General features: G+C 40.3%; 23 protein-coding genes. 5 read left to right on the top strand and 18 right to left on the bottom strand.

The features are described from left to right. Positions 1 to 301: 301 nt before the first annotated feature. Genes ACW0TQ_RS08425 through ACW0TQ_RS08415 form a run of 3 tightly spaced genes read left to right on the top strand, consistent with a single transcriptional unit; the run spans position 302 to position 2,158 of the window. Entirely contained in the window at positions 302 to 1,093 is a 792-nt protein-coding gene (locus tag ACW0TQ_RS08425; protein ID WP_455725541.1) for a hypothetical protein, read from the top strand. 2 nt (positions 1,094 to 1,095) lie between these two features. Beyond that, positions 1,096 to 1,554 (top strand): hypothetical protein, encoded by a 459-nt coding sequence (locus ACW0TQ_RS08420; protein WP_455725646.1) that lies wholly within the window; start codon positions 1,096 to 1,098, stop codon positions 1,552 to 1,554. A 55-nt stretch (positions 1,555 to 1,609) separates the two neighbouring features. After that, positions 1,610 to 2,158 carry a CBO0543 family protein gene (locus ACW0TQ_RS08415; protein ID WP_455725540.1) on the top strand — a complete coding sequence of 183 codons (549 nt, stop codon included), beginning with the start codon at positions 1,610 to 1,612 and terminating at the stop codon, positions 2,156 to 2,158. 104 nt (positions 2,159 to 2,262) lie between these two features. On the opposite strand, the gene ACW0TQ_RS08410 is transcribed toward ACW0TQ_RS08415, so the two are convergent. The 4 genes from ACW0TQ_RS08410 to ACW0TQ_RS08395 all read right to left on the bottom strand — a co-directional run bounded on the left by ACW0TQ_RS08410 (position 2,263) and on the right by ACW0TQ_RS08395 (position 6,569). Next, a complete protein-coding gene (locus ACW0TQ_RS08410) occupies positions 2,263 to 3,705 on the bottom strand; it encodes a M20 family metallopeptidase (protein ID WP_455725539.1) in 1,443 nt (480 codons plus the stop codon). A gap of 110 nt (positions 3,706 to 3,815) precedes the next feature. After that, positions 3,816 to 4,271 (bottom strand): hypothetical protein, encoded by a 456-nt coding sequence (locus ACW0TQ_RS08405; RefSeq protein WP_289585292.1) that lies wholly within the window; start codon positions 4,269 to 4,271, stop codon positions 3,816 to 3,818. Beyond that, positions 4,268 to 5,089, bottom strand: a complete 822-nt coding sequence (locus ACW0TQ_RS08400; protein WP_042532579.1) for a DUF3100 domain-containing protein — start codon at positions 5,087 to 5,089, stop codon at positions 4,268 to 4,270. The genes ACW0TQ_RS08405 and ACW0TQ_RS08400 overlap by 4 nt, the downstream gene beginning before the upstream one ends. 28 nt (positions 5,090 to 5,117) lie before the next feature. Then, positions 5,118 to 6,569, bottom strand: a complete 1,452-nt coding sequence (locus ACW0TQ_RS08395) for a M20 family metallopeptidase (protein WP_455725538.1) — start codon at positions 6,567 to 6,569, stop codon at positions 5,118 to 5,120. A gap of 134 nt (positions 6,570 to 6,703) precedes the next feature. Here ACW0TQ_RS08395 and ACW0TQ_RS08390 point away from each other — a divergent pair, with 134 nt between their 5' ends. Further along, positions 6,704 to 8,731, top strand: coding sequence for a helix-turn-helix domain-containing protein (locus ACW0TQ_RS08390; RefSeq protein ID WP_455725537.1), 2,028 nt, complete (start codon positions 6,704 to 6,706; stop codon positions 8,729 to 8,731). A gap of 108 nt (positions 8,732 to 8,839) precedes the next feature. Here the strand turns inward: ACW0TQ_RS08390 and ACW0TQ_RS08385 are convergent, their stop codons facing one another. Further along, on the bottom strand, positions 8,840 to 9,262 hold the full coding sequence (locus tag ACW0TQ_RS08385; protein ID WP_042532574.1) for a DUF1801 domain-containing protein: 423 nt from the start codon (positions 9,260 to 9,262) through the stop codon (positions 8,840 to 8,842). Positions 9,263 to 9,266: 4 nt separating this feature from the next. After that, the gene (locus ACW0TQ_RS08380) at positions 9,267 to 10,184 is read right to left on the bottom strand and encodes a VOC family protein (RefSeq protein WP_042532572.1); all 918 of its coding nucleotides are present in this window, start codon (positions 10,182 to 10,184) and stop codon (positions 9,267 to 9,269) included. A gap of 249 nt (positions 10,185 to 10,433) precedes the next feature. Here ACW0TQ_RS08380 and ACW0TQ_RS08375 point away from each other — a divergent pair, with 249 nt between their 5' ends. Beyond that, positions 10,434 to 11,627 carry an MFS transporter gene (locus ACW0TQ_RS08375; RefSeq protein ID WP_455725536.1) on the top strand — a complete coding sequence of 398 codons (1,194 nt, stop codon included), beginning with the start codon at positions 10,434 to 10,436 and terminating at the stop codon, positions 11,625 to 11,627. Between the two features lie 73 nt (positions 11,628 to 11,700). Here ACW0TQ_RS08375 and ACW0TQ_RS08370 read toward each other — a convergent pair whose 3' ends face one another. The 12 genes from ACW0TQ_RS08370 to ACW0TQ_RS08315 all read right to left on the bottom strand — a co-directional run bounded on the left by ACW0TQ_RS08370 (position 11,701) and on the right by ACW0TQ_RS08315 (position 26,355). Further along, positions 11,701 to 12,108, bottom strand: coding sequence for a cytidine deaminase (locus ACW0TQ_RS08370; RefSeq protein WP_193063039.1), 408 nt, complete (start codon positions 12,106 to 12,108; stop codon positions 11,701 to 11,703). A gap of 89 nt (positions 12,109 to 12,197) precedes the next feature. Further along, a complete protein-coding gene (locus ACW0TQ_RS08365; protein WP_455725535.1) occupies positions 12,198 to 13,151 on the bottom strand; it encodes a GNAT family N-acetyltransferase in 954 nt (317 codons plus the stop codon). Positions 13,152 to 13,248: 97 nt separating this feature from the next. Next, complete coding sequence (locus tag ACW0TQ_RS08360) at positions 13,249 to 14,124, bottom strand: MurR/RpiR family transcriptional regulator (protein ID WP_084613031.1); 876 nt, start codon at positions 14,122 to 14,124, stop codon at positions 13,249 to 13,251. A gap of 111 nt (positions 14,125 to 14,235) precedes the next feature. After that, the gene (locus ACW0TQ_RS08355; RefSeq protein ID WP_226894778.1) at positions 14,236 to 15,387 is read right to left on the bottom strand and encodes an exo-beta-N-acetylmuramidase NamZ family protein; all 1,152 of its coding nucleotides are present in this window, start codon (positions 15,385 to 15,387) and stop codon (positions 14,236 to 14,238) included. Between the two features lie 22 nt (positions 15,388 to 15,409). After that, a complete protein-coding gene (locus tag ACW0TQ_RS08350; protein ID WP_042532561.1) occupies positions 15,410 to 16,027 on the bottom strand; it encodes a YesL family protein in 618 nt (205 codons plus the stop codon). Positions 16,028 to 16,047: 20 nt separating this feature from the next. Continuing rightward, a complete protein-coding gene (locus ACW0TQ_RS08345; protein ID WP_455725534.1) occupies positions 16,048 to 16,935 on the bottom strand; it encodes a carbohydrate ABC transporter permease in 888 nt (295 codons plus the stop codon). 13 nt (positions 16,936 to 16,948) lie between these two features. Continuing rightward, positions 16,949 to 17,896 (bottom strand): ABC transporter permease, encoded by a 948-nt coding sequence (locus tag ACW0TQ_RS08340; protein ID WP_042532558.1) that lies wholly within the window; start codon positions 17,894 to 17,896, stop codon positions 16,949 to 16,951. Between the two features lie 80 nt (positions 17,897 to 17,976). After that, positions 17,977 to 19,590, bottom strand: a complete 1,614-nt coding sequence (locus ACW0TQ_RS08335; RefSeq protein ID WP_212928857.1) for an extracellular solute-binding protein — start codon at positions 19,588 to 19,590, stop codon at positions 17,977 to 17,979. Between the two features lie 196 nt (positions 19,591 to 19,786). Next, a complete protein-coding gene (locus tag ACW0TQ_RS08330; protein WP_455725533.1) occupies positions 19,787 to 21,400 on the bottom strand; it encodes an extracellular solute-binding protein in 1,614 nt (537 codons plus the stop codon). A gap of 301 nt (positions 21,401 to 21,701) precedes the next feature. After that, positions 21,702 to 23,291, bottom strand: a complete 1,590-nt coding sequence (nagZ, locus tag ACW0TQ_RS08325; RefSeq protein WP_256705891.1) for a beta-N-acetylhexosaminidase — start codon at positions 23,289 to 23,291, stop codon at positions 21,702 to 21,704. A 32-nt stretch (positions 23,292 to 23,323) separates the two neighbouring features. Next, positions 23,324 to 25,201 (bottom strand): beta-N-acetylhexosaminidase, encoded by a 1,878-nt coding sequence (locus tag ACW0TQ_RS08320; protein WP_256705890.1) that lies wholly within the window; start codon positions 25,199 to 25,201, stop codon positions 23,324 to 23,326. Positions 25,202 to 25,608: 407 nt separating this feature from the next. Then, positions 25,609 to 26,355, bottom strand: a complete 747-nt coding sequence (locus ACW0TQ_RS08315; RefSeq protein WP_042532548.1) for a DUF3270 family protein — start codon at positions 26,353 to 26,355, stop codon at positions 25,609 to 25,611. Positions 26,356 to 26,416: the final 61 nt, after the last annotated feature.

Below are 26,416 nucleotides of genomic sequence, written 5' to 3'. Positions count from 1 at the left end.
CTTTCAAGCGATTGCTTCGCCTGATAAAAAGTTTATTTATTACGGATTGCAGCCTGCATTCGCACCCAGCTGGTGGATTCTTTTTGTGACAACAATTGGCGCCTTTATTATCTTTTTTTGGATAAATACATGTATATCGCTGCCTTTTCAGAAAGTTAACTGGATGGAAATTCATTTGACATGGATTGTATATATTCAGCAACATGAACCGCCTATAAAATCCCAATTAATAGGACATTCCGTATAAAACATTGGGTAAAAGGAAAAGATGTTAAAAAATAGGAAAACGAGGAGAGCCTTCATGGATAATCATCTAACCGATAATACCGCCAGACGTTATAAAGCTCATGTCAGTGTTCTTGGCACCACACAGCTTCATTTAAGAAGTCCCTCGATTATTGCATGGTGGAGTGCAGCTTATCCAGGATTTGGTCATCTGCTTTTATCGAAATATCTTCGCGGATTTGTCTTATTTATTTGGGAAGTTTTTATTAATTTAAATGCGAACGTAAATTTAGCCATTATTTATTCATTCCAGGGAAAATTTGATATGGCTACAAACGTGCTAGATTCTCGCTGGCTTTTAGCCTATTTACCCGTCTATTTCTTTGCTATATGGGACAGTCACCGAACAACGGTAGATATGAACAAGGTTTATATGCTGGCAGAGCGTGAAGATCATCGTTTCAATCTATTCAGTATCGGTTCATTGGAAATCAACTACTTAGATAAAAGAAACCCCATAATGGCGGCTATTTGGTCTGCTTTAGTGCCAGGTCTGGGGCAGCTCTATATTCATAGACTTGTTACGGCACTCTTCGTTATCAGCTGGACAGTTGCTTTTTTGTATTTGTCCCATCTGCTTGAAGCTGTCACGCTATTATTTTTGGGAAATATCAGTCAATCCACTGCTGTCTTAAGAGCGGAATTTTTGCTTATGCTGCCTTCTATATATGGATTTTCGATTTATGATGCATATGTAAATACGGTGGAAAATAATAAACTTTTTGAAAAAGAACAACGGAAATTTTTAAAGGACCAGTACCAGAACTCTAATTTTCAAATTCTAAAGGGAGAGAAAGTGAATGAATAATGATGCAAATTTACGCGATACTAGAAAATAACATTTATATAGAAATGGCTATTGCCACACTTGAAAAAAACGGAATCCACAAAGCAAGTATTTATGCAGTTCCCCTGGATAATCGAGGTGAAAAGCGTAAGTTGTTTGATAGTTTGCATAACTCTGACGGCACCTCATTGATTGATATTGGAGTTGCCCTTGCTACGGCTTTTTCTGTTATCGGCACCAGTATCGGTTTTGAATTAACGTGGGGGCCAATTTATTGGGGGTTGATTACTGCACTGATTGGATTTATTTTAGGAGTCGCCATCAGGCTGTTTACAGAGAAGGTTTTCAAGAAACGAAAAAGACTTTTAAAAGGAAAGCGTCCGGAGGTCATTCTTATTGTCGAATGCGAGAAAACAATGGCTGAGTTAGTAGAGAATATTCTATGGGAACACCTGGCTTTAGGTGTAGCAAAAGTAAAATGATTATTCATCTATATTCATCATTTTACTTTTTCTTTAAATAAAGGAGTGAACGTAAATGTCATCTGCTCGGAATGAAGTAATTGAATTATTACAACAGTATAGAGAAGTAAAAACGGCGTACTGGTTACACGAAAACTTATTTACCATCAGCTGGTGGATTCTTTTTGTCACTACTGTTGGTATTTTTATTGTATGGATAATTTTTTTAGATAAAAAAAGAATATTCGAGGTCGTCACATACGGTTTTTTTGTTACTGCTGTGGGAGTAATCGGGGACGCAATAGGAGTTTCTTTATTTCTATGGCATTATACAAATACACTATTGCCGGTTTCTCAGATTGCTGAAATACATACCATACAGATGCCTTTTATTTATATGCTTGTCTACCAATATTTTCGTACATGGAAATCCTTTATAGTTGCCTCTACTATAAATGCTTTTGTGTTCGCATTTATCCTGGAACCGCTTCTGGTCTGGTTACAGATATATGAACTGCATAGCTGGAAACATATCTATTCCTTCTTTCCTTATATACTGATAGGGATTGTATTCAAATTCGTGGTGAATAAATTTAAGAAACTGGACCGTTATTATGAATCTTAAAATGCCCCCTTTATCGTGTAAAAGCAGCCTTCTTCTTTCTCTGCCAATGATAAAGGGAGCATAGATTTTGTTTCTTATTTCAACAAGAATTGGCTTTTTCCAGCCTATTTACGAAGCATAGAAGGTAAATCCTGATCTTCCGGCAACAAGGACACATAGTTTTCCGGACCTGCTTCACGGGCACGAAGCTCTTTTGCAGCATCCTCGAGAACCTCTGGATTTTGCAGGACGTCAATGATGGTGCTCGCTATAGCTTTCCCTGCATAAAGCATTCCTTTTTTAGCATAGGAAGTCTTTCCTTGTGATACAACCTGCCATGTATGGAATGGCGTCCCAAAAGTCCAGGTTGCTGCCATCAGCTGTGCAGTAGGCGTCACCCAACTGACCGCTCCTACATCTGTAGAGCCTGAGCCTTTGACATATTCCTGCGCCTCGCGATAGGCATCCACTTCATGAATAAGCGGGCGCGCTGCGAGTTCATTCGCTTTTTCCTTGCCGACCAAGGATGCAGCAAATGCAATATCCTCTTCATTTAATGTTTGATAGTACTTCTTGCTTAATTCCAGCTCTTCTTCTGTAAAATGCGGACGCTCTAAGGCCTTCATATTTTTATGGAGCATTTTATCTAACGTTGCATTTTGAACAAGATTGGAGCATACGCCCTCAATGCGGTGTTCCATGGACGTTTCTGTCATTAACGCAGCACCTTCCGCAATTTTTATGAGCCGTTTAAACAAAGCACGCGCCTGGTCTGCATGCGGAGCACGTACAAAATAGGAAACCTCTGCTTCTTTCTGGACAACATTTGGAGACATCCCTCCAGTGTTCGTAACCGCATAATGAACACGTGCTTCATCAATCATATGCTCACGCATGTAGTTCGCGCCGACATTCATTAATTCCACCGCATCAAGCGCACTTCTTCCCAGTTCTGGTGAAGCTGCTGCGTGAGAGCTTATCCCTTTAAAAGTAAAGGTAGAATGGATAACTGCCAGAGATGGCCCATGGAATAAACCGTTTGTGTAATGCGGATGCCAAGAAAAAGATGCAGCCACATCATCAAATAATCCCGCTTTAACCATATATGTTTTGGCATAACCGCTTTCCTCTGCCGGACACCCATAATAACGGATGGTTCCTTCTAAATGATTTTTCTCTAAGTATTCTTTTACCGCAACAGCCGCAGACATCGATCCGACACCAAGCAGATTATGACCACAGCCATGCCCTGGTCCATAAGGTACTTCTGGATCAAATTCTGTCACGCCAGCTTTTTGACTTAACCCGGGTAAAGCATCGTATTCCCCTAAAATCGCAATAACTGGATCACTATTCCCAAAGCTTGCAGTAAATGCAGTTGGAATATTCGCTACCCCGCGTTCTACCTGAAATCCCTGCTCTTCCATAAAATCCGATGAGTATTGGAAAGACTTTTCTTCTTCATAACGAATTTCAGGTGTTTCCCAAATTTGGTCACTTACTTTAAAGAAAGCTTCCCGCTTCTGTTCGATAATTTCTTCGATTTGTTTTACAACATCTTCCCTCATTGTTTCTATACATCCCTTTCTACAATGACTTCACTATATATTTTATAGCAAAGCAGACTGCGTTGTATAATGTTTGGTTCTTTTTCTATTTTTAAGAGGATGTTCAGCTATTAAACTATACCTTGAATTCTTAAAACAATTTCTGCAATGATCGCTGATCCCAAAAATGTACCTAAGAATACCATAGAACCAATTACAATACTCTTCCAACCCAATTTCGTGAAATCAGCCAATGAATTACCAATTCCGATAGCGGCATACGCTAACAGCGGAGTAGTAAATGCTTGAATATCTATAGCACTTGCCCATTCAATAACTTGCTCAGAACCAGGCGTTATAGGCAAGGAGACAATAATGGATATCCCTGCAACATAAAGAATGCCCGGTATCGTCTTCCACGGAATAATCATTTTTAAAGCAAAGCCGGCTCCAGCAATTAAAATAATAACCAACATTCCCATTAAGGCCTCTGTCGGGACAACTTCATAACCAATCCAATTTCCTATCAACACAATAATTGCTGATAAAATCAAAGCCAATACCGTGTGAAATAACTGTTTGCTCATGATCCTACCTCCCTCTTTTCTTCCGCTTCCTTATCAGACTTTCTTTTCGTTAACAGATGATACATCTTTTCTGCCAGCGGAAGTGCAATAAAAATAGATACAAAAAAGCCTGTCGCAACGGATAAAATCATACTGGCCGAGGCTAATGATTGAATCTCTGCTGCCATCTCCGGGTATACAGCTGATAGAGAACTGCTTGATGCAGCCATCATACTGGCGCTTCCGACCCCTGATGCCATCGCAAGTGCCAGCGGGTTTAATGGAGTAAAACTAGCCAATAAACTTGCCATTAATCCGAAGAATACAGCTCCAAAGATCGATCCGAATAAGTATATCGAAAAAACACCTCTCGTTTCTGGAGAATTAAAACCAAATTTATCACTTATAATAGCCAAACTTCCTTCTCTTGCAATGGAAAATGTCATTCCAATCGCTTCTCGCTTTACTCCTAATAAAATCGCAAGGGGGAGACCCAGTAAAACAGTACCGAGGTTTCCAATTTCCTGCAGTAAAATAGCTGGGCCTACCTGAACAATCATGCTAATTGCCGGGCCAATATTCAGACTTACTTTTGCAACAAGCAACCCTATTAAAGCTGTTGTCATTATTTCTGAATGCTTAAATTGCTTCTCCTTGATAACCGGAGTAAATACCATTGCAATTCCCAATATAAAAGCATAAATCATTGGCAGGATAAGAATCATTCCAGCTCCAAGTTCGAATGAAATGGTGCCGATCGATTCTGCAAGCAATACAATTAAAAGAGCTGCAGCATGCAGCCGCCAATCTTTTAAGTATCCTGGAATTTGTTTCAACATGTTGTCTTCCCCCTCTAGTGACGATATCTTAATTTTTAATTAATGACGGCAATTCTTGTTCTTCCGGCAAAAGCGATTGATAATTTTCTGGACCGGCCTCACGTTCATATAATTCTTTAACAGCATCTTCTAATACTTCCGGCTTGCGGAGTACATCAATAACCGTACTGGCAATTGCTTTACCCGCAAAGAGCATGCCTTTTTTTGCATAGGTTGTCTTTCCTTGAGATACGACCTGCCATGTATGAAATGGTGTTCCATAGGTCCAGGTTGCTGCAGTGAGCTGTGCAGTTGGTGTCACCCAGCTCACTGCACCTACATCGGTCGACCCTGCCCCTTTTCGATACTCCGGTGCTTCTATATACGGTGTGATTTCATGGATGAGCGGTCTTTCCGCCAATTCTTCCGATCTTTTCTTCCCAACTAGCTGTGCAGCAAAAGCTTTATCATCTTCATTCAATGTTGCGTAATATTTTTTGCTTAATTCTATTTCTTCCTCAGTAAATCCATCTTGCTGCAGCTCCTGCATATTTTTATGAAGCAGTTTGTCCAATACCGAATTCTGAACAAGATTAGAACATGCTCCTTCAATTCGATAGGTCATTTTTGTTTCTGTCATCAACGCTGCCCCTTCTGCAATTTTATTCAGTCGTTTAAATAGCGCACGGGCTTGTTCTGCGTGCGGCGCACGAACAAAATAAGAAACCTCCGCCTCCTGCTGGACCACATTCGGAGACTTTCCGCCAGTATTCGTAATCGCATAATGTACACGGGCTTCATCAATCATATGTTCGCGCATGTAGTTCGCACCTACATTCATCAGTTCGACAGCATCCAATGCACTTCTTCCAAGTTCCGGTGAAGCAGAGGCGTGAGAGCTCTTCCCCTTAAAAGTGAACGTAGCATGAATCACCGCTAAGGATGGTCCATGGAATAAAGAATTGGAATAATGAGGGTGCCATGAGAAGGATGCTGCTACATCATCAAACAGTCCAGCTTTAACCATATATGTCTTTGCATAGCCGCTTTCCTCGGCAGGACATCCATAATAACGAATCGTCCCTTCCAGATTATTTTTCTCTAAGTATTCTTTTACAGCAACAGCTGCTGCCATTGCACCTACACCAAGTAAATTATGTCCGCATCCGTGTCCTGCTCCACTTGTTTCAACGGGGATATATTCTGTCACACCTGCTTTTTGGCTGAGTCCCGGTAAGGCATCATATTCTCCTAATATGGCAATTACCGGTCCCGAATTTCCAAAGTTTGCCACAAATGCTGTCGGAATTCCAGCCACACCGCGTTCCACCTGAAATCCCTGCTGTTCCATAAAATCAGAGGAATAAGCAGCAGACTTTTCTTCTTCAAACCGTATCTCCGGTGTCTGCCAAATCTGATCGCTTACGTTAAAAAATGCTTCTCGTTTTTCTTCGATAATTGCTTCAATTTGACTCGTAACTTTGTTTTCATCTGTCTTCATGCATTTTCGCCTCCATATATAATATTAATAATTATCTTATAGTAAAAATAATTGCAATAATAGTGTATAAACATCTATAATTAATTAAAATATATGTATATTCATCTATCTTCTTACTCTGAAAGGAGCTAATTATGTCAGATAACCTTACATTCATACTTGATGTTCCTTATCAGTTATGGCAAAAAAATAACTCGAATCGATTTAAACAAATAGATAATCACGAATTGCCTATTTTTGAACCGCCAACTCATTTTCCCTTACTTACAAATGATATCGCCTATACCGACGGAGGGTTAAAAACAAGTCAAGACATCCATTTTCAATACGCATATGATGTACGTTATGTCCTTCGGCTTCCTTCCTCTTTTAAGCTTTCGGACGATATGGAAGCACAGCTTTCCAGTGAGCTTCCTTTTTATGCTCAAAGAATCATGGAACAGACTCAAAAAAGGCTGCTGCTGAAGATTTACGATTGTATCAATGCCATTACAGCTTTAACCAATCTGGATGAATTACTTTCTAAAATGATTGACACGACAATGGAAGTTATCCCTGAAGCCGATGTTGGCGTGTTATGGGTTTATGATGAACAGGAAAAATGCCTAAAAGTCAGAAAAGCATCCGCCTTGGTTGATAACGAGACAATGAAGCATATGAGAATGAAGCCCGGGGAAGGAATGATTGGTTCCGTATTTCAGGAGGGGGAGGCTAAAGTATATCAGACAAGCAGTGAGGTATTCCAAGCAAGTGCGAATATGTCTAATATGAACCTTCGTTATTTGGGGAGGGCCTATTCTTTTAAAGATGTAAAATCTGTTATATGTGCTCCAGTCAAAGTACAGAAAAAAACTAAATGTGTTTTGATTCTTTATCAATTTAAACAAGCAACATTTGATAAATCTGAATTGGAATTGCTCAAAAATTTCGCTGATCAAATCAGTATTGCGTTACATAATTCGAATATTTTTGAAGCGATGCAGAAACAAAATCACCTGTTACAAAAACGGACAGAAATTCACGAACGACTCGTAAAGCTTTCCTTAGAAAATAAAGGAATTTACCACATCAAACATGCTTTAGAAAAAATTATTGGTTTTTCTTTTTCATTGATCGATGCTTTCCATTTTTCTATTGACGAGGATGAAAATGAGGCTTTCTATCTTATTGATAAACACCTCGAAAAATGGAATGACAGCAAGTCCTTAAGTACATCATTCTATGTCCGGTCTCCCAAGAATTATTTACATCAGGTGTATCCCATCGTGGGTTCGAGTACCTGTTTGGGATACGTTGTTTTTGAGGCAAAAATGACCCTGTCTTCCACACAGCGAATGGTGCTGGAACAAGGCATTCCTATTCTGGCACTTGAATTTACACATCGGCAAACAGAAACAAACAATCAGTTTAAAGTCTCCGAAGAAGCCTTTCAGCATTTACTTCTTGCCGAGACAAATGCAGAGTTGTTAGAAGCGGCCAAAAAACTTAAACTGGAGAAAACACAGCCTGTATTTGCACTTATATTCGAAGTGGCATTGGATATGAATCCTACATTTATAAACTTATATATGCAACGTTTTTTACATTTTCTTAAAAACCAGCTGGAAAAGCACCTCCATGTTCTATATACGCAGGATTCATCCATCATTACCTTGCTGAAGGCTTCCACTGCACAAGAAGCAGAAATGCTTGTTTCTAAAGTACTTTCTAATACTTCCGTGAGAGCACGCGCGGGAATTGGAGGAAGAGCAGTTCAGTTTGTTCAAATTAGCAAAAGTTATAAAGAAGCTTATAAAGCGCTAAATCAGCTGCAGGAAAAAAGGATATGGAACAAGCACTTAAATTTCAAAGATATCGGAATCAATCAGCTCTTCCTATCTCATTCAGAAGAAGAAATACGTTCTTTTGTTGATGATTTTTTTGAACCAATCATGGCTCCTAACGGAAATGACTCACATCTCGTTGAAACACTGCAAATTTATATGCAGCATAACCAGAGTATGCAGGAAACGGCAAAAGCTCTTCATATTCACGTTAATACATTATATCAGCGCATTCATAAAATCGAATCCGCTCTTCAGATTTCTTTAAAAGATTCAGAGGATGTGTTAAATGCTCAGCTAGCCTGCTACTTAAAAGAACACTGGGTAATTGATGCTTGATTCAGAAGGAATGATAAAATAAATAAGCCGTATGAATGTTTGATTTCATACGTCTTATTATCCTTCTGGCCTTGCTTGAGTCTTCGGATGGCAAACTTAAGAATCCACCTACTTTTCCGGATACTTCTCCTGTAAAAACGTCACCGACTGTTTGATTAATTCCTTTAATATTTCTTCATCAATATCTGCTACTTTATTAATATACACACAGGCCTTGCCAGTTGTATGCTTGCCAAACCTCGCAAGCAAATGCTCCCGCTCTGTATCACCTGTCGCAAAATAAAGACTGATTTTTGCTTTACGCGGAGAGAAGCCGACTAAAGGGGCATCTCCTTCATGACCAGAATCATATTTATAATGATACCTGCCAAAACCGATAATGCTCGGCCCCCACATTTTCGCCTCAAACCCCGTCGTTTCTGTAAATAAATCCAGCAGACGGTATGCATCCTCCCGCTTCTTCAGCTGCTCTACCTGCTCAATAAATTCAATGACACTACTATCTGTTTCTTTCGTTTTTAATTGATACATCTTACTACCCCCTATATGCCTTTCGCAATGTCTCTATATCCAATTTTTTCATTGGCATCATTGCCTGATTCACTCTGGCAATTTGTTCCTTTGTGGCATTCTTCCCCATCATTTCATCCATCTCACTTGGGGAAATCTGCCAGGAAACACCGAACTTGTCCTTCAACCAACCGCACTGCTCTGCTTCAGGTACAGCTGACAACTGTTCAAAATAATGATCAATCTCTTCCTGTGTATCACAGTTAACCAGCAAAGAAACAGCTTCGTTAAATTGAAAACCATGCTCCAGTCCGCTATCCATTGCCGTTATCCAGACATTTTCAAGTGCAAAATCGGAAAACATAACCGTGCCTTCCTTATTTGGTTCCATTCCTGCCGGGTAATAAGCCATGTTCCCTTTTTTACTGTCGTTAAAAATAGATAAATAAAATTGAACGGCTTCCTCTGCTCTTCCTCCATTTTCCCCTGTAAACATCATAGATGGAAGAATCAGCGGGCGCTCCTCGCCTTCCGGGTTCGTCAAAATAAGCTGCCAGGACAATCCATATTTATCTTGTATCCAGCCATATTTTTTACTAAAAGGGTACGAGTCAAGCGGCATCAGCGGTACACCGCCATCAGACAGCTTTTCCCAAACTGCTTCAAGCTGTTCGGCAGCGTTTTTATCTCTTGCCGGATCAAAATTTACCATAAACGAAATGGATGGATTGAATGAGAAATAAGGCCCTGCACTGATTGCCATAAATCGCTGCCCCCATAAATCAAAAGAAACCAAATCGCAATCTCCTGATGGGGTGTCTGGAATAACCGATTCACTGATTATCTGAGAATCTGGAAAAACGGACGTATAGAAAGCCGCTGCCTCTTTTGCTTCTTTATCAAACCAAAGATGGGGCACAATCTTATTTGTGTCTGCTGTCATTATTATATCCTCCTTCACGGAATCAAGATTCTTTTATTATACCATTTTTTAGCTTTTCTACTTCTTTTCATTTGCTCTTATTTACAGCTTCAAAAAACCTATTTTTTACACAGCAAGCATTTGCTCTGCGCTTCCATTAATCTGAAAATTATTTCTTTATTTTTTTCAAACAGATACCTAGACAATAGGTCTCTGTTCCACTATGATAGTGCTATTGTTTTTTTAGACGGACAGAAAGGAAGTGTTAAAATGACGATGAAATTCTCCCGTAATACGATTCTATTTGTATTTATGATTGGTACATTTGCGATTGGAATGACAGAGTATGCCGTTACTGGTTTATTAACACAGTTTGCGGCAGATTTAGATGTGCCTGTTTCAACCACTGGGTTACTGCTCAGCGTTTACGCGATCAGTGTTGCTGTCTGCGGCCCGCTGCTTCGGATATTAACGGTTAAATTTTCACCGAAGCCGCTGCTTATCGCACTTATCTCCATCTTTATTATAAGTAATATTATTGCGGCCACCGCTCCAACCTTTGAGGTACTGCTACTTTCCAGACTTTTCTCTGCAATTATGCATGCCCCATTCTTTGGACTATGTATGAGCATGGCAGTTGAAATTTCTCAGCCTCATAAACGTACCAGCTCCATTGCTGCTGTGCAGGGCGGACTGACGATTGCCATTATGCTTGGCGTTCCTTTTGGTTCCTATATCGGCGGCGTACTTGATTGGAGACTCGTTTTCTGGTTTATTGCAGCGATGGGCGTTATTAATTTAATTGGTCTTATGATTGTGACACCAAATATAAAGCAAAGCGAAACTCCTAAGTTAAAAAATGAAATGGCCGTATTAAAGAATAAAAATGTCTGGATGCTGATTGCCGTTATTGTCTTTGGCTTTTCCGGGGTATTTACCGCTTATACGTTTACAGAGCCTATGCTTCGAGATATTGCAGGCTTTGATGTAACCAGTATTACAATTGCTTTATTCTTATTTGGATTAGGCGCAGTTATTGGTAATTTTGTTTCTGGAAGTATTCAGCCTGAAGTACTGACGGAACGGTTAATTGTAGCGATGACTATTTTAGGCACTGTGCTGATTGCCATTACGTTCTTATTTATGAACCCAATCTTGACGTATGTTGCCTGCTTCTTATTCGGTGCCGGAACCTTTGGAACCACACCAATATTAAATGCAAAGATCATCTTGGCAGCAACAGAAGCGCCAGCCTTATCGGGAACGATAGCTGCATCTGTATTTAATTTAGCAAATTCGATTGGGGCAACATTAGGCAGTCTCTTATTAACGAATCAATTTTCCTATAGAGAAATCACCTTTGTCGCCGGTGGAATGATTTTCTTTGGCGTTGTTCTGATGTTTGTTACGCATAAAATTGAGGATAAGTCTTTGTTTAGAGTTTCTGGAGAGGCTTATGAATAGCATATGGGAATATAGGAAGAGGAGGGCCAAATATATTTAGCCCTCCTCTTCTCGCTCTTGTTAAAATTGTATTTCACCCCTCATTTTCATAAGCCTTATACCAATGATACGGCTGTAGCTCTTTTAACGCTTTAAATTCAATTTCATTATTCGAATTTGTTATTGCTGCTTTTACGCCTTCTCCCCAGTAAAAAAGACGCTCTTGACAAACACCGCATGGCGTTAAGATAACGAATGATGCATTTTCATCCTCTCTGGCAATACAAATTGAGTGCGTTATTTTGGTATTTAGTTTATGTGCTTCTAAAATCGCTCCTGTTTCCATACATAATTCTGTAGAAGCATTAATCACCTCCGGGGCAACGCTTGTCAATATATGGCCAGATTCGGTATACATCGCCGCTGCACCGCCCCAGCCAGAAGGATATCTCTTTTTTACTAAGTCTGCTGCTACTTTATAAAGTTGTTGTTCTATATTCATATTCATTTCTCCAATTTTTTGTTTTGTTATTGTTAGTATAACAGCAATTAACTTCTGTTTGTTTCTATACATTTAAAACAAATACGTATTTACAAATCCTTACTATACCCAGCATAGCTCTTCCAAACAGTGTATCCCAATTTATTATAAAAAGCTGTCAGCCCTGTCCAATCAATGACAATGCGGGAGACGCCCCGTTCTCTTAAAAAACCGATTCCTGCTTCCACAACAGCTAATCCATATCCTTTCCCGCGTTCGTTCGCATCCACTCCTAAAGGTCCAACCCCGCCTAATTCCTCCTGAAACAAAGGAGCCCAGTATACATTTTGAGCGATGAAAGGTGATTTTTCATCATTCATTCGGCAAAACCCAATGATTCGCTGCCCTTTTTTTAGAATCGCAAATTCTCTTCCTGTACCGCCCTTATGAAAATAATGAATTGCTTCATATTCCCATCTTCCCGGGAAACACCGATGTAAAAAATCAAGAAATAAGTCCTTATCTTTTAAATCTAACACCTGGCATTCTATCCCTGCTATTTTGGGAATTGCCGCTTCATCATGGGCATCATAAGTTCGAATCATGTCATGCTCTATCCCGCTGTTTTGATATCCTTTCTGTTCAAACCAGGATTTTGCTTCTGCCAATTCCATGGGGATACCGGGAAAATAATGCCATGGGTCACGTCCCAGCAGAATTTGTTTTACACCGGCAGCCTTTAAATGCGTTTCAGCATTTGCTAACAATAAGAAGCCAATTCCTTGATTTCTCCGGTTCTCCGCCACAAGAAGTACTTGGATCCACCCGATTTCCTTGCTCATACCCGCTTCCTTTTTTTCCTGATATCTCTTTGCAACAACAAATCCTACCACATGATTTTCCTCATCGATAGCAATTGCGGAGGCTTTTTCGCATATATTCTCATCCTCAAAGCTATTTTGTTTAAACAGCTCCTTCCGCATTGGAAAATGTTTTCCTATTTCCTGATTCCATAATTGAACCAGTGCATCTATTCTTCTGTCATTCCAGGATTCCAGCTTCATGCTTCACATCTCCTTTCTTTTTTGAGGATGTGTATAGTAAGCTTTTATTCTTGTTCTGATGCCGCAATAAGAAGCCTTGCAACACTTTTTATCTTCTTTATTTTTTTATCTTTTCATTCCCTTTTTTAAAGAAATCCACCGCGTCTCTTGTCTCATCCAGATGCTTTACGGTAACAGGATATTGTAAGGCAGCTACACTCATAAACAAAATATCCATGACCTGCAGCTGTACGATTCGGGATGATGTGGCGCCGCTCCGAAAAATAGGTTCTCTTGTCGTAGATGTATACAGTTTTATATCTGCATGCTCGGTAACCGGCCATTTTCCGTATTTAGTCAGACTGATTGTTTTCACACCTCTTTTTTTGGCAAGATGAAGCATATTTGCAATTTCAACGGTTTCTCCTGAAAAAGAAATGCCAAAAACAACATCGTTTTCGCTCATATTGGCAATGACTGTTGCCGCAATATGCATGTCTTCAAAGGCATAGGCGTTTTTATTAATCCGGATAAATTTTTGAACTGCATCCTGTGCAATCATTCCCGATGCACCGACTCCGATAAATAGGATTTTTGAGGCGTCATTCATCCATTGGACTCCTGTCTGCAGTTGATCAATATCAATTAATTGTGCTGTTTCTCTTATCGTTTGAATACTGTTATTTGTCATTTTATCAATAATCGATAGAGACGTTTCATCCGGATCAATATCGCGGAATCCGTACTCTTCTTTTCTTTGCAAATCACCCGCAATACGGATTTTCAAATCGTGAAAACCCTTCAAATTCAAAGACTTGCATAATCGGATAACTGCTGCGCCGCTTGTTTCACTGCGTTTCCCGAGCTCCTTGGCAGTTAATGAAATGACTTTTTCCGGGTTTTTTAAAATATAATCAGCAATCTTCTTTTCAGATGGCGGGAGACTCAAAAGCATTTCATTGATTCTCGTTATTCCACCGTTTATAAAAGGCAATAGGATCAACTCATTTCTTTTTCTCTCTTCACAGAAGAACCTGTTTTTGATTAAATCCAATAACTCCTCGGTTCAGTAATTGTAGAGGGATGCATAACTGCCGTAATGATTCTAACGATATAAAAGATATTTTTTTCGCGTTTTTTTAAATTTCCCCAGCTCCTGTTGGCCTTCCTCTATATACTTTTCTGCTTCTCCAGCTAAGATGTATTTCCTTAAACGCTTGGTTCCTGCCAGTAAATCAAAAAAATACTTCCCATTTTCATTTTCGATAAATTGAAATTGATTCGGATAGAGTGCTGCGATGGTTTCCACTAAAGTGACCCCTGCTCGTAAGGCATGAAGTGTATGGCGGTTTTCGATATGAAGCTGTACACCGCCACAGATTTCACCTTCATGTTTTTGATAAGTCGGAACAAAAGATACAGGGCGGGCGAGCACGCCAGGAATTTTTTTATCATTATATACTTTCGCCAGCTTCTGCCCTTCTATAAAAGGAGCGCCAATCCACTCAAACGGTTTCGCTGTCCCTCTTCCCTCGGATACATTGGTTCCTTCCAAAAGACAGGTGCCAGGATATAAAATAGCCGTATCAACCACAGGCACATTCGGCGATGGCGGAATCCAGAATAAATTCGTATCATCAAAATACATACGGCGTTTCCAGCCCTCCATCGGCACAATAGAAAGGTCGCATGCGTAAGCAAATTCCTTTTTAAATAACCATGCCAATTCCCCTATAGTCATGCCGTGCCGATTCGGGATTGGCAGCAAACCGACAAAGGAACGCACATCCGGTTCGACCAGATTCCCCTCCATGTTCAGACCGGACACCGGGTTGGGCCGGTCAAGGACAATCAGCTTCTTTCCATATTCCATACACGCCTCCATCACATAAGCCATGGTATAAATGTACGTATAGTATCTTGAACCGATATCCTGTAAATCAAAGACCAGCACATCCACATCTGCAAGCATCTCTTGACTTGGCTTTCTTGTCTCTCCGTACAAACTGTATACCGGCAGCCCTGTTTTAGCATCTATGGAAGAGGATACCTCCTGCCCTTCTTTCGCATCTCCGCGGATGCCGTGTTCCGGAGCATATAAGGCCGTCAGATGAATTGCCGGATGCTCCGTAAACAAATCGATGGATGGCTGCAGTTTTTCGTTTACTCCTGTCATATTCGTAACCAGGCCAATCCGCTGCCCTTCCACTCGTTTATATCCTTTCTCTAAAAATATATCCAAACCTAACCGTACCAATCGTTCCACCTCCGTACATCATTTATGCAAGGCTTTCCTCCATTTTGGCAAAGGTTAAATGCGTTCCCCACATCAAAATATATGCGATCACACTTCCGCCAAAGAAAAAGAGGACAGCGGGAATGGTAATAAACAAAAGGTAGATAAGCGCCATGACGATGCCCAGAAGAAAGATGGTTAATAAAGGATGACCGATTCCAATAAGCAGTGCCCATTTGATATAGTCCACTGCCCGTAATTGAAAATGGGCATAAATAGGGAAAAGATAGAGTACAATCACAGTGAATAACAAAAACAATCCGACAACAGCAAAGCTTGCCATCGTATAGGCGATATGCTCCTGTGTCCGTAAAATTCGAAATTCCATTATCATGAGATATCCTGTTCCAGCCAGTAGATATCCTAAAACATTGATTTTCAGAAATTCTTTTTTATAGTTTTTCCAAAAAACCTGGAAGACAGGAATATCCTTCTCTCCATGGACCCACTTCCGCACCACTGCAAACATCGCTGCCGTAGCCGGGAAAAATCCAACTACACCAAGTCCGACCAGCGAGAAAGCAATCCATAGTAAATTGAGATAAGCAAATCTCGTAATCCATACAGCAAAACGATAATATCCATCTATAAATCCGTTCATCGCCATCCCTCCCGTCTATTTCATTCTTTAATCGATCCGATTAATACACCCTGTACAAAAAATCGCTGGACAAATGGATAAACTAATAATAATGGTAGTGACGATACAATAATCACTGCATATTTGATCAGACCGGCTGTTTTTACCTGATCCACCAGCGATTCGGCTGACCCGCCTGGATCATTCAATTGCATCTGGTTCACCACGAGAATCTCTCTTAGAATCAATTGCAATGGGTACTTATCACGATCGGATAAATAAATCAAAGCGTTAAAATACTGGTTCCATAAATTCACTGCATGAAACAGTGCCATCACCGCAATAATCGGCAAAGACAACGGCAATACAACCCGTATAAATATATAGAAATCAGAAGCTCCGTCAATTTTAGATGCTTCTACTAATTGATCCGGAATACTTTGCTGGAAAAAGGCTCTTGCAACCAGAATGGACCAGGCTCCTACCACGTTCGGAATAATAATCGCCCACATTGTATCGAGCATTGCCAGGGATTGGACAACAAGGTACGTAGGTATTAAACCTCCGTTAAACAGCATGGTAAATAAAATAAACCAGAGGATAAATTTTTTAGCCATTAATTCTTTACGTGACAAGGCGTATGCACAAGGCAATAAAACAAATAAGTGAATGGCCGTTCCTACAAATGTGTAAATAATGGTGTTTTTATAGCCGAGCCAAATAGCATCATTGGCAAATACACGCTCATATCCTTTAAACGTAATATCGACCGGCCAGAGCCACATCCTGCCTGAGCTGACTGCTTGCGGATCACTGATAGAGGCACTTAGAACAAAGATCAATGGATAGACAATCAATACTAAAATAATGAGAAGAAATATGGTATTGATCCAGTCAAATCCTCTATCTGAGAGCGTAAACCTCTTCATCTTCTAAACCTCCTTACCATAGACTGTTGCCGCTTACCTTTCTGGCTGTATAATTAAACACGACCAACAATGCAATATTGATTGCTGAATCGAACAGCCCGATTGCCGCCGCAAAGCTGTATTGCCCTTCCAGCAGACCTGTTTGATACACAAATGTCTGGATTACATCCGATGTTTTGGCATTTAAATTATTTTGCATCAGCAGCACTTTTTCAAAGCCGACGGTCATAAAGCTGCCGATATTTAAAATAAATAACACAACGATTGTCGGCAAAATACTTGGGATATTAATATGGAAAATACGCTGCAGCCGGGATGCACCATCCACCTTTGCCGCTTCATGTAATTCCGGATTAACACCGGATAATGCCGCCAGATAAATAATCGATCCCCATCCGAGCGTTTGCCAGACACCAGACCATGTAAAAATGTGCCGGAACCAGCCTGGGCTTGTCAGAAAATCAATCGGACTTCCGCCAAAAACAACAATCAGACGATTGACTAAGCCTGTTGTCGGGTCTAAGAAGATAACAATCATCCCTACCACAACAACGACAGAAATAAAATGCGGCGCATAGGTTAATGTCTGAGCCCACTTTTTAAACATTCTATTTCTCACTTCATGCAGAGAGAGTGCGAGAATAATAGGCAATGGAAATAAGATTAATTGATACGCACTTAAAACCAGTGTATTTTTAAGCAGCCTCCAAAAATAATACGAATTAAAAAAACGCTCAAAGTGATCAAATCCTATCCAAGGGCTCCCCCAGATTCCAAGGTTGGCAAAAAAGTTCTTGAAGGCAATCTGGACACCGTACATCGGGATATAATGCAATATGATAAAATACGCAACCGCCGGAAGCAAAAAGACATATATTTGCCAATTACGGGCAAAATTCTTTTTCACTTGATAAAATTTACTTTGGGCTGGGACAGAAACGTCATTTTTAACTCCCTTCATTCTTTAACCCCCTATTTATCGGTGTCTGGATTCCCCTCCAGACACCGATAAATTCAACTTCTGTTCAGGATGACAAGCCGTTAATTTTCTTGATAGCGTTCATAGGCTGCCTGCTGGATTTCCATATATTCGTCATAGCCCATCTCTTGAATCGTTTCCACATAGGCATCCCATTCAGAGAAATCATTTTCTCCCGTAATAAAACCAGCCTGCATTTCTTCTACATATTTTTGTAAATCTGTTTCCAATACAGCGATACGGTCATTTTCTTCAGCTGTATACGTAAATGCCGGCCAAATTTCATCAATCAAATACGGCTCCAGCTGTTCCGCAGCTTCTACATCTGCCGGCGCATTCTCTGAACCGGTAAAGTATTCATCTGTAACGATAACCGGGTGATTGCCGCCGGGATTGATAATATACTTGGCAAGTGCCTGTGTCAGCGTTAAGCCGTCTGGATTATCCGTGATTTCTTCTGTCAGCTTCGGACCTTCCTCTGTTTCTTCATAGGTTTCTCCTTCGATGCCCATAAAGAACATTTTCTGTCCTTCTTCACTCCAGAAATAATCAATCCATCTTAATGCCGCTTCAGGGTTTTCATTTTCACTGGTAATCAGAAAGTTCCCTAACGAAAGAACCGGTGAAGTGATCCCCGTATACATTTTTGTTCCATCCGGACCTTCTAAAGCATTGCCCGGGATAAACTGCTCGCCTACTTCTTTTCCGTATAATTCCATTGGGTTATAGAATTGCACAGCGCCATAAAGATCATCTGCCGCACTTGCTAAATGCTGATCGACTTCCAAGGAATAAATATTTTGCTCAATCAGCCCTTCCTCGTAAAGCTTATTTAAATATTCCAACATTTCCTTGTATTGATCCGCAATCGGATAAAAACGGATATCCTCTGAATCTGGGTCACTGTCGATCAAGGTATGAAGCTGCCCGCGGTTTTGAACCCCAAATGCTCCTGAAATCCAATGAATGATACGGGACATTTCCGCTACACTGCTTAATGGAATTTCATCATTTTTTCCGTTCCCATTTAAATCTGTTTCTTTCACCGCTTTCAAATATTCATAGAATTCTTCGGTTGTTTCTGGATTATCCATCTCTAATTGCTCCAGCCAATCTCCATTTATCCACCCTTTTGCTCCAATCAATAAGGACGAAAAATCAGGGGAATAGACGGTCGGGATGGAATAGATATTTCCGTCCGGGAACGTAATCCCTTTCCGAATATCCGGGTTTTCATCAAGGACCTTTTTGATATTTGGCGCATATTCCTCAATCAAATCATTTAAAGGGATAAATGTGCCCTGACTTCCATATTTTTGAACATCGGAAACAGGCAGGTTAGCAGAGTAAAATACATCCGGCAAATCGCCGCTGGCCAGAGCCAGATTTCTTCTTTCCTCCAATCCATCTGCCGGCACCATATTCCATGTGATATCCATATTTGTCATTTCTTCATATTCATTCAAAAGCAGCACATCATTCCAATCATCCGCCGTCGTTGCTGCTTTCCCGGCAAAAACCTCTAATTCAATCGTATCCTCTACAATTGGCATGCCTTCTGTATTTAAGTTATTTAACGCCTCTTCACTGCCGCCGACATCAGCCTTATCGTCGTTATTACACGCCGATAAAGCAATCAGCAGCACAGCTGCCAGCATCATGAATTTCTTTTTCATTTTCACAGGAAGTACCTCCAAGCTTTTTTTATTTTAATATAAGGCGGAAAAAAGGAAGGGGCTTCTCCCTTTTTTCCACTTGGCAAATATAAACTTCCCTATTTGCATAAGTGCAAAAGCTCTTCGATGGGACGAGTAATCGCAGTCCCAACTAAGGCATTCATCCGAATGCCAAGTTTTCTAATGAGGCTATTACTTACTGTCCTTCTTCATAGCGTTTCAGTGCTTCGTTTTGAATTTCCATATACTCATCGAGACCCATTTCTTCCAATGTCTTCACATAATTATCCCACTCATCAAAGGACGTTTCTCCCGTAACAAATTGTGCTTCCATCTCTCCAACATACTTCTGAATATCCGCCCCTAAAGAATCCAGCGCCGCCTGTTCCTCTTCTTCATAGAAGAAAAACGGCCAAGGCTCTTCAATCAGATAGGGGGCCATGTTTTCTGCGTTTTCGAGATCTTCCGGCTGAAATTCAGGTGCTGTCGAATATTCCGGATTTTCAATTACTGGATGTCCTCCGCCCGGGTTAATGATATACTGCGCCAATGCTTCTTGAACCGTTAACCCATTTGGGTTATTTGTAATTTCTTCCGTTAATTCCGGCCCATCCGACGTTTCTTCATAAGTTTCTCCCTCTAATCCCATAAAGAACATCTTCGCCCCTTCGTCACTCCAGAAATAGTCAATCCAGCGAATCGTTGCTTCCGGGTTTTCATTGACATTGGTAATGGAAAAATGCCCCAGACTATTTACTGGTGAAATGACAGAGGTAAACAGCTTATCTCCATTCGGACCTTCCAGTGCATTACCTGGAATATAACGTCCCCCGACTTCTTCTCCAAAATAATCCTTAGGATTAAAGAAGTTCATGGCTGCATATTTTCCTTCTGCTCCATTCGCCAGAAAATGATCGACTTCAATCGAGTAGATATTTTGTTCAATCAAGCCTTCTGTATATAGTTTGTTCATATATTCAAGCAATTGTTTATACTCATCCGCTGTACGGTAAAAACGCAGTTCTCCCGTTTCCGGATCTTCATCAATGGAAGGATGCAAAATTCCTTTATTCGATACTCCGAATGCACCGGTCAGCCAATGGAATAAACGATCCATCGACACACTGCTAAATGGAATCACTTCATTTCCATCAACGGATAATTCTTTGGCTGCTTTTAAATATTCATAAAATTCGTCCGTCGTTTCCGGATTATCCGTTCCGGTCTCATCCAGGATTTCTTGGTTTATCCATGGCTTATCATCCATCAAGGATGTCGGCGATTCTGGATCTCTTAACCGGGGAATGGCGTAGATATTTCCATCTGGAAATGTGATTCCTTGTTTGATTTCAGGATATTTCTCCAGGTATGCCTTGATATTGGGAGCATATTCATCAATCAAATCATTAAGCGGAATGAAAATGCCCTGCTCGCCGTATTTATATAAATCAGAATTAGGCATATAAGAACCATAGAAAAGATCCGGCAAATCGCCGCTTGCTAACGCTAAATTTCTTTTTTCTTCTAACCCGTCAACCGGAACCTGATTCCAGTTCATATCGATATTCGTCATTTTTTCATATTCGTTTAAAACAGGAACATCATTCCAATCATCTGCCGCTGAAGCAGCTTTACCTGCAAATACATCAATCGTGATTTCCTCCTCCACGATTGGCATCCCTTCTTGATTCAGATTTTCGAGTGCATCCTCACTTCCCCCGACAGCTTCTTTTTCATCCTTACTGCACGCAACCAGCACGGAAAAAAAGGAGATGCATAATAGAAATAAGATTTTCTTATTCTTTTTCACTCAAAAACCTCCCCCTATTTTATTTTTCTATATAAGTTGAAATAAAAATTTTACCTTCTAGCAACCGCTCCGGAAATACACTACGCTAGTTATAGTGCTTAATTTTATTAGGTGGAAAGATTAGTTTAAATATTTCAACTTATATAGATTTTAATTAAATAAAATGCAAGATATTGCATTTCTTCTATTCAGATACTGTGAGCAGCAGCTTTTGTCCCCCCTATTATTTAGCTCACCTTCCCCTCCCCCTTTCGTATTTTTCTCTCTCAGCTAATTAACAGCTTTAATGATCATGCTGCTATCAAATATTGACCGGGAGTGTGCCTCTCGCTTTTTCCCTGCCAAAAATTACTCCAGCGGCTGCCTGTAATGCAGGATAACCAGGTTCATAGGTATTGATAAAGGCTCGCAGTTTGTTTAGATAATGAAAATCATATGGATTCCGCATGCCAACGCCAATAATATTGCTATTATCTTTTACTAATTGATTAACAAACGCAATAACAGGGCTCTTTTCCGTCACAGTCATTGTTCCTAAAATGAGATAATCAACTTTTTTAGCAGCGTGAACAAGCTTTTCCAGCTCATGCTCCAGTTTATTTTCGTCATACACCTCCACAGCTGCGTGCGGAATATACTCCTTTACTGCTGAGCCAAGTGACTTCTGCTGCGATGTTTTATCTTCCACCTGCGTCATGAAGCTGTGGGATGGTTCTAATACAAGGATTTGCAGCTGTTTATCTACTTTTAACGGCAGCAGCTGATGATTATGCACCGTTGTGACGCTTTCTCTATACACTTTCCGGGCGAGCTGATGATGCTCCTTTGAACCGACGATTTGTAAAGCTTTTTCTTTATCCGGTACTAAGGTATCCTTCCAGGAGGTATACTTTTCTTTTAACAGCTGGATGCGCTGAAATGATGCTTCGATACGGGATGCATGTAATTCCCCGTTTTCTACAGCATCGGTAATTGCCTGTATCGTTCCTTTTTGAACAGGATGCGTATGGGAAACCATGACAAAATCCGTACCCGCCTGCAGTGCTTTTACTGCACCTTTCTCTGTTCCAACGGAGTTTGATATCGCTTTCATCTCCATGCAATCCGTTGTAATCGCTCCTTGAAATCCAAGCTTCTTTCGTAACAGTTTCACATACACCTGCTTCGATAAGGTTGCAGGCGTATTTGCTTTCGGCTCAATTGCCGGAAAATACACATGAGCAGCCATGACAGTGTCTGCTCCAGCTTGAATACATGCTTGAAATGGAACTAATTCCACGTTTTCCAGCCGTTCCATCTCATGCGATATCACCGGTAAGTCTAAATGAGAATCTACACTGGTGTCCCCATGACCGGGAAAATGCTTTAACGATGTCATCACACCTGCAGCCTGCAGTCCTTTCATCATTGCTTTTCCAAATGCTGCAACCTTTTGGGGGTTTTCACTAAAAGAGCGCACACCGATAACTGGATTCTCAGGATTATTATTCACGTCTAAGACCGGCGCCAGATTCCAATTGATTCCCAGTGCTTTTAATTCTCTTCCCGTTGCTAAACCGATCTTATATGCATGCTGCGGTTCATCTGTTGCACCAAGCGCCATCGCTCCTGGAAAGGTTGTCATCCCTTGATGCATTCTGCTGACGACCCCGTTTTCCTGATCCAGACAAATAAATAGGGGCTTTTCATATCCGGCGGCTTTTGCTTCCTTTTGTAAACTGGAAGTCAATTGAAGAACCTCTTCCGGCTCACCGATATTCCGGCTAAACAAAATGATGGAGCCAACATGATAATCATGAATCAATTCTTTTATTTCGGGCGTGATTGCTTTTCCGTTAAACCCGACAACGAGCAGCTGCCCAATTTTTCTTGCTAACTTCTTATTACTCACAAAATATCCTCCTTTATTTAATCGCATAGAAATCAGGATAGATTTCCTGCTGTGACAATACGATGGTATAAATTTCTGCCTAATGAACCTTCCTGCATCGGATACGGACCTTCAAAATAAAGCCGATCTTCCTCCAGCTCCTCTATTTTATTGATTTCTCCTCCAATGTATTGATTGAGGCGGTACATTACCGTATCGATTCGTGTAAGCACGCCGCCATACCGAATCTCAATAATTTCCCAGCCAAAGGGCTTATGGAGAGAAAACCATAGGGCGCGATGTGTTTTTCGCAATGTATCCACACGCTCTTTGATCTCTTCTAAGATAGGGAGCATATCTTGAAGCATTCCCCGATTTTGGTTATCATATATTACTTTTAAGTTTCTGCCTATTTCCGCTTTGATACTGAGCACATGGGATAATTGCCGGTAAAAATGGAACAACAGGCTCCAATCCTTATTTCTTTTTGCTGCACGCTCTAATTTAACCGTTAAAAGCTTATAGTGTTTGTTTAAAGGCAGATTTTTGATATTCTCATCATACAAACCAATTAAAATATCCTGCCATAATAACAGCTTGGAGGGATTGGAGGTTTGTAAATTATGCTTACTGACCCCAGGCGTTTCATCCAATTGATTGAACAGCATAAAATCATCAAAATAAGCACCCGTACAAAAACGAAACCGTTTCTGCAAATGGACATAGGAAAAGGATTCCTGATAAGCATGTTCGGCAAATAACTGCAGGACCGGCAAAGCCGTCATCATTGGTGTCTCCGCTCCATTGTCCCCCCACATCGTGACGAATACTTCCTTGATATTCTCTTTTTTACAAGCACGTAAAGCCGCTTCCGTGGTGGCAAAAGCTTTTCCATAATTCGGGGAGATTCCATTCCACGTCCACACTCCGCCCGCGAATACGGGATTATACTTTAATGCTTTGTGCTTCTGAATAAATGTACGATAAAATGCTTCATCATCATGGTAATAATCCCAGTAAACAAGCTGCGTAGCTGGAATCGATGCGATGACCGATTCAGGAATATCCGCTTCCAGATCATAATATCCTCCATGCTTGGACCCAAGGCGGAAATACATATCACTCCAAATCATCGGCTTCAGCTTTTTTCTCTCTGTAATAGCTGTTACCTCTTGCAAATGTTTATTCATAATATCGAATCTTTTTTCATAGCCATGTTTATCCAAATATTTCCCTAATCCCAGCTGATGTGCTTCATCCATTCCAATGTGAATCCGTTTGGATTGGAAGGGACGGCTTGCAGCTTCAATAAGATGTTCTAAAAATGTATACGTCTCCTTTGAACCGGCCAATAAAATATCGGCTGTATCGCGGAGAGGGATGGCATAGTTCCATTTTAAAGCCTCGGTTAAATGAGCTAATGTTTGAATACAAGGAATCATTTCAATCCCTAAATCCGCTGCATACTGATCACATTCCCTGAGTTCCCCTTCTGTATATCTTCCACGCATATAGCCAAAATAGGGATATTCCTTCACTTCATATGTATCTTCTGTATAAATCATCAGCGTATTTAACCCCATCATGGCCATTTTTCGCAATAAATCCTTTATTCCGTCTACCGTCATAACTGCATTTCGTGAGGAATCCAGCATCGCACCCTTCATCGCAAATTGAGGATACTCCACAAGGGTAAAATCTTTTTCCGTATAAAAATGCTCCAGCCATAATCCAATTCCTCTAAAAAAATGAATCTTTTCCTGAAATAAGATTTCACCTTCCTTATTTTCATTTTTTACAGAAAGGGGCCCTTCTCTTTGACTCACATGAATGGGATGCCCATCCTTGGATAATTCAATACCCAAATCCTTTAAAAGCTGCTTCAGTCCTTTTTTCACCTGTGATACATCACCTGTTAAATGAAGTTTCATATCCGCTCCGACCTCGCTTTTCTTTCATATAGTATTTATCCGTTTTGAACGTTATCGTACGTATCTGAATATTCCAAGCTGTACTTTTGGTTTGTATTAGAGTATGCTTCTAAAAATTGAAATAGAATATCAGATTTTCATTCGAAATATTGTTATTCTGTTTTATCTGGGCCAAAATTCTAGAAAACGCTCCTTGTCATTTTTCCTCGTCTTTTAGATTTAGCTTGGATTTCCAACACTTTTCCGCAGTTTGATGATAGGAATCATTAGCAAGTGCTTATTGTACAATCTTTCCGGTATTTAGAAGACATACGAAAAACTCCCTTCATAGCAGGAGAGAAATCTCCAGCTGCTATAAAGGGAGCGTATCAAATGATTTTTTTATATCAAAGAGAATATTGGCCTTGTTACCAGTCAAAGAAAAATTTTAACATTAAAACAATAACTGCATATCCTACAGCCCCTGTTAAAAACCATTTAAAGTGGGCCTCTCTTTCTTCCGGCATCTCATATTTGATAACGTTGAGAATCATCGCACCGGAAATAAAAGAGAAAATAACAGCGAGGACAAGCGTATTAAAGGTTATAAAAGAACCAACCAGCCAGCCGATAACGATTCCTGCTGCCAGCACGTACCTGCCATATTTATTATACATTTCTGAATTTTCTCTCCACATATCATGAGCTACTGCAAAAAAGTGCAGGCCGATAGCTGAAGAATAAAAAGCGACTTGTATCCCTTGTACCTGTGATTGAATAACAACAAATGAAATTAACATATTATAAATGCTAAAAAAGATAATTTGCACCCAAAAAACGCGGTTTTCAATGGCCTTTGCCTGAGCAGTGTCTGACTCCTTCTCTGATCTGTTCAAAGACCGATTTACTATATTTTGAATACCGAAAAAAAGCAGCATACCAATTAATCCAACAAAATATAATTCCGATTCCATTGCCAAATCATCTGTATCCTGCAAGCTTGCCTGTTCTTCATGAAAAGCAGGTAATACATAGACAAAGATATACGCAGCTGCAATCCCTCCGGAAAAAGACAGCCAACGATCTCTTTTAATACGATCAGAGGGCAGTATCTGATTAGTTAATAAATGAATGGTTATCAATATAACCCCAACCACGAACGCTCCAATTGTCAATATTTACACTCCTACGTTCAAAAAATCTTTCCTTCATTCAATAACCTATACCCCTAATCAT

The organism is Oceanobacillus sp. M60 (assembly GCF_053839645.1).
This window is presented reverse-complemented; position numbering and strand designations above follow the sequence as displayed.

What these genes read in the sequence shown, in the direction of transcription:
- ACW0TQ_RS08370 (WP_193063039.1), bottom strand. Translation starts at nt 12,108, where the DNA reads ATGAATATAGAACAACAACTTTATAAAGTAGCAGCAGACTTAGTAAAA.
- ACW0TQ_RS08320 (WP_256705890.1), bottom strand. Translation starts at nt 25,201, where the DNA reads ATGAAACTTCATTTAACAGGTGATGTATCACAGGTGAAAAAAGGACTG.
- ACW0TQ_RS08345 (WP_455725534.1), bottom strand. Translation starts at nt 16,935, where the DNA reads ATGAAGAGGTTTACGCTCTCAGATAGAGGATTTGACTGGATCAATACC.
- ACW0TQ_RS08385 (WP_042532574.1), bottom strand. Translation starts at nt 9,262, where the DNA reads ATGTATCAATTAAAAACGAAAGAAACAGATAGTAGTGTCATTGAATTT.
- ACW0TQ_RS08405 (WP_289585292.1), bottom strand. Translation starts at nt 4,271, where the DNA reads ATGAGCAAACAGTTATTTCACACGGTATTGGCTTTGATTTTATCAGCA.
- ACW0TQ_RS08425 (WP_455725541.1), top strand. Translation starts at nt 302, where the DNA reads ATGGATAATCATCTAACCGATAATACCGCCAGACGTTATAAAGCTCAT.
- ACW0TQ_RS08335 (WP_212928857.1), bottom strand. Translation starts at nt 19,590, where the DNA reads ATGAAAAAGAAATTCATGATGCTGGCAGCTGTGCTGCTGATTGCTTTA.
- ACW0TQ_RS08340 (WP_042532558.1), bottom strand. Translation starts at nt 17,896, where the DNA reads ATGAAGGGAGTTAAAAATGACGTTTCTGTCCCAGCCCAAAGTAAATTT.
- ACW0TQ_RS08390 (WP_455725537.1), top strand. Translation starts at nt 6,704, where the DNA reads ATGTCAGATAACCTTACATTCATACTTGATGTTCCTTATCAGTTATGG.
- ACW0TQ_RS08395 (WP_455725538.1), bottom strand. Translation starts at nt 6,569, where the DNA reads ATGAAGACAGATGAAAACAAAGTTACGAGTCAAATTGAAGCAATTATC.
- ACW0TQ_RS08420 (WP_455725646.1), top strand. Translation starts at nt 1,096, where the DNA reads ATGCAAATTTACGCGATACTAGAAAATAACATTTATATAGAAATGGCT.
- ACW0TQ_RS08400 (WP_042532579.1), bottom strand. Translation starts at nt 5,089, where the DNA reads ATGTTGAAACAAATTCCAGGATACTTAAAAGATTGGCGGCTGCATGCT.
- ACW0TQ_RS08415 (WP_455725540.1), top strand. Translation starts at nt 1,610, where the DNA reads ATGTCATCTGCTCGGAATGAAGTAATTGAATTATTACAACAGTATAGA.
- ACW0TQ_RS08375 (WP_455725536.1), top strand. Translation starts at nt 10,434, where the DNA reads ATGACGATGAAATTCTCCCGTAATACGATTCTATTTGTATTTATGATT.
- ACW0TQ_RS08350 (WP_042532561.1), bottom strand. Translation starts at nt 16,027, where the DNA reads ATGAACGGATTTATAGATGGATATTATCGTTTTGCTGTATGGATTACG.
- ACW0TQ_RS08410 (WP_455725539.1), bottom strand. Translation starts at nt 3,705, where the DNA reads ATGAGGGAAGATGTTGTAAAACAAATCGAAGAAATTATCGAACAGAAG.
- ACW0TQ_RS08380 (WP_042532572.1), bottom strand. Translation starts at nt 10,184, where the DNA reads ATGACAGCAGACACAAATAAGATTGTGCCCCATCTTTGGTTTGATAAA.
- ACW0TQ_RS08365 (WP_455725535.1), bottom strand. Translation starts at nt 13,151, where the DNA reads ATGAAGCTGGAATCCTGGAATGACAGAAGAATAGATGCACTGGTTCAA.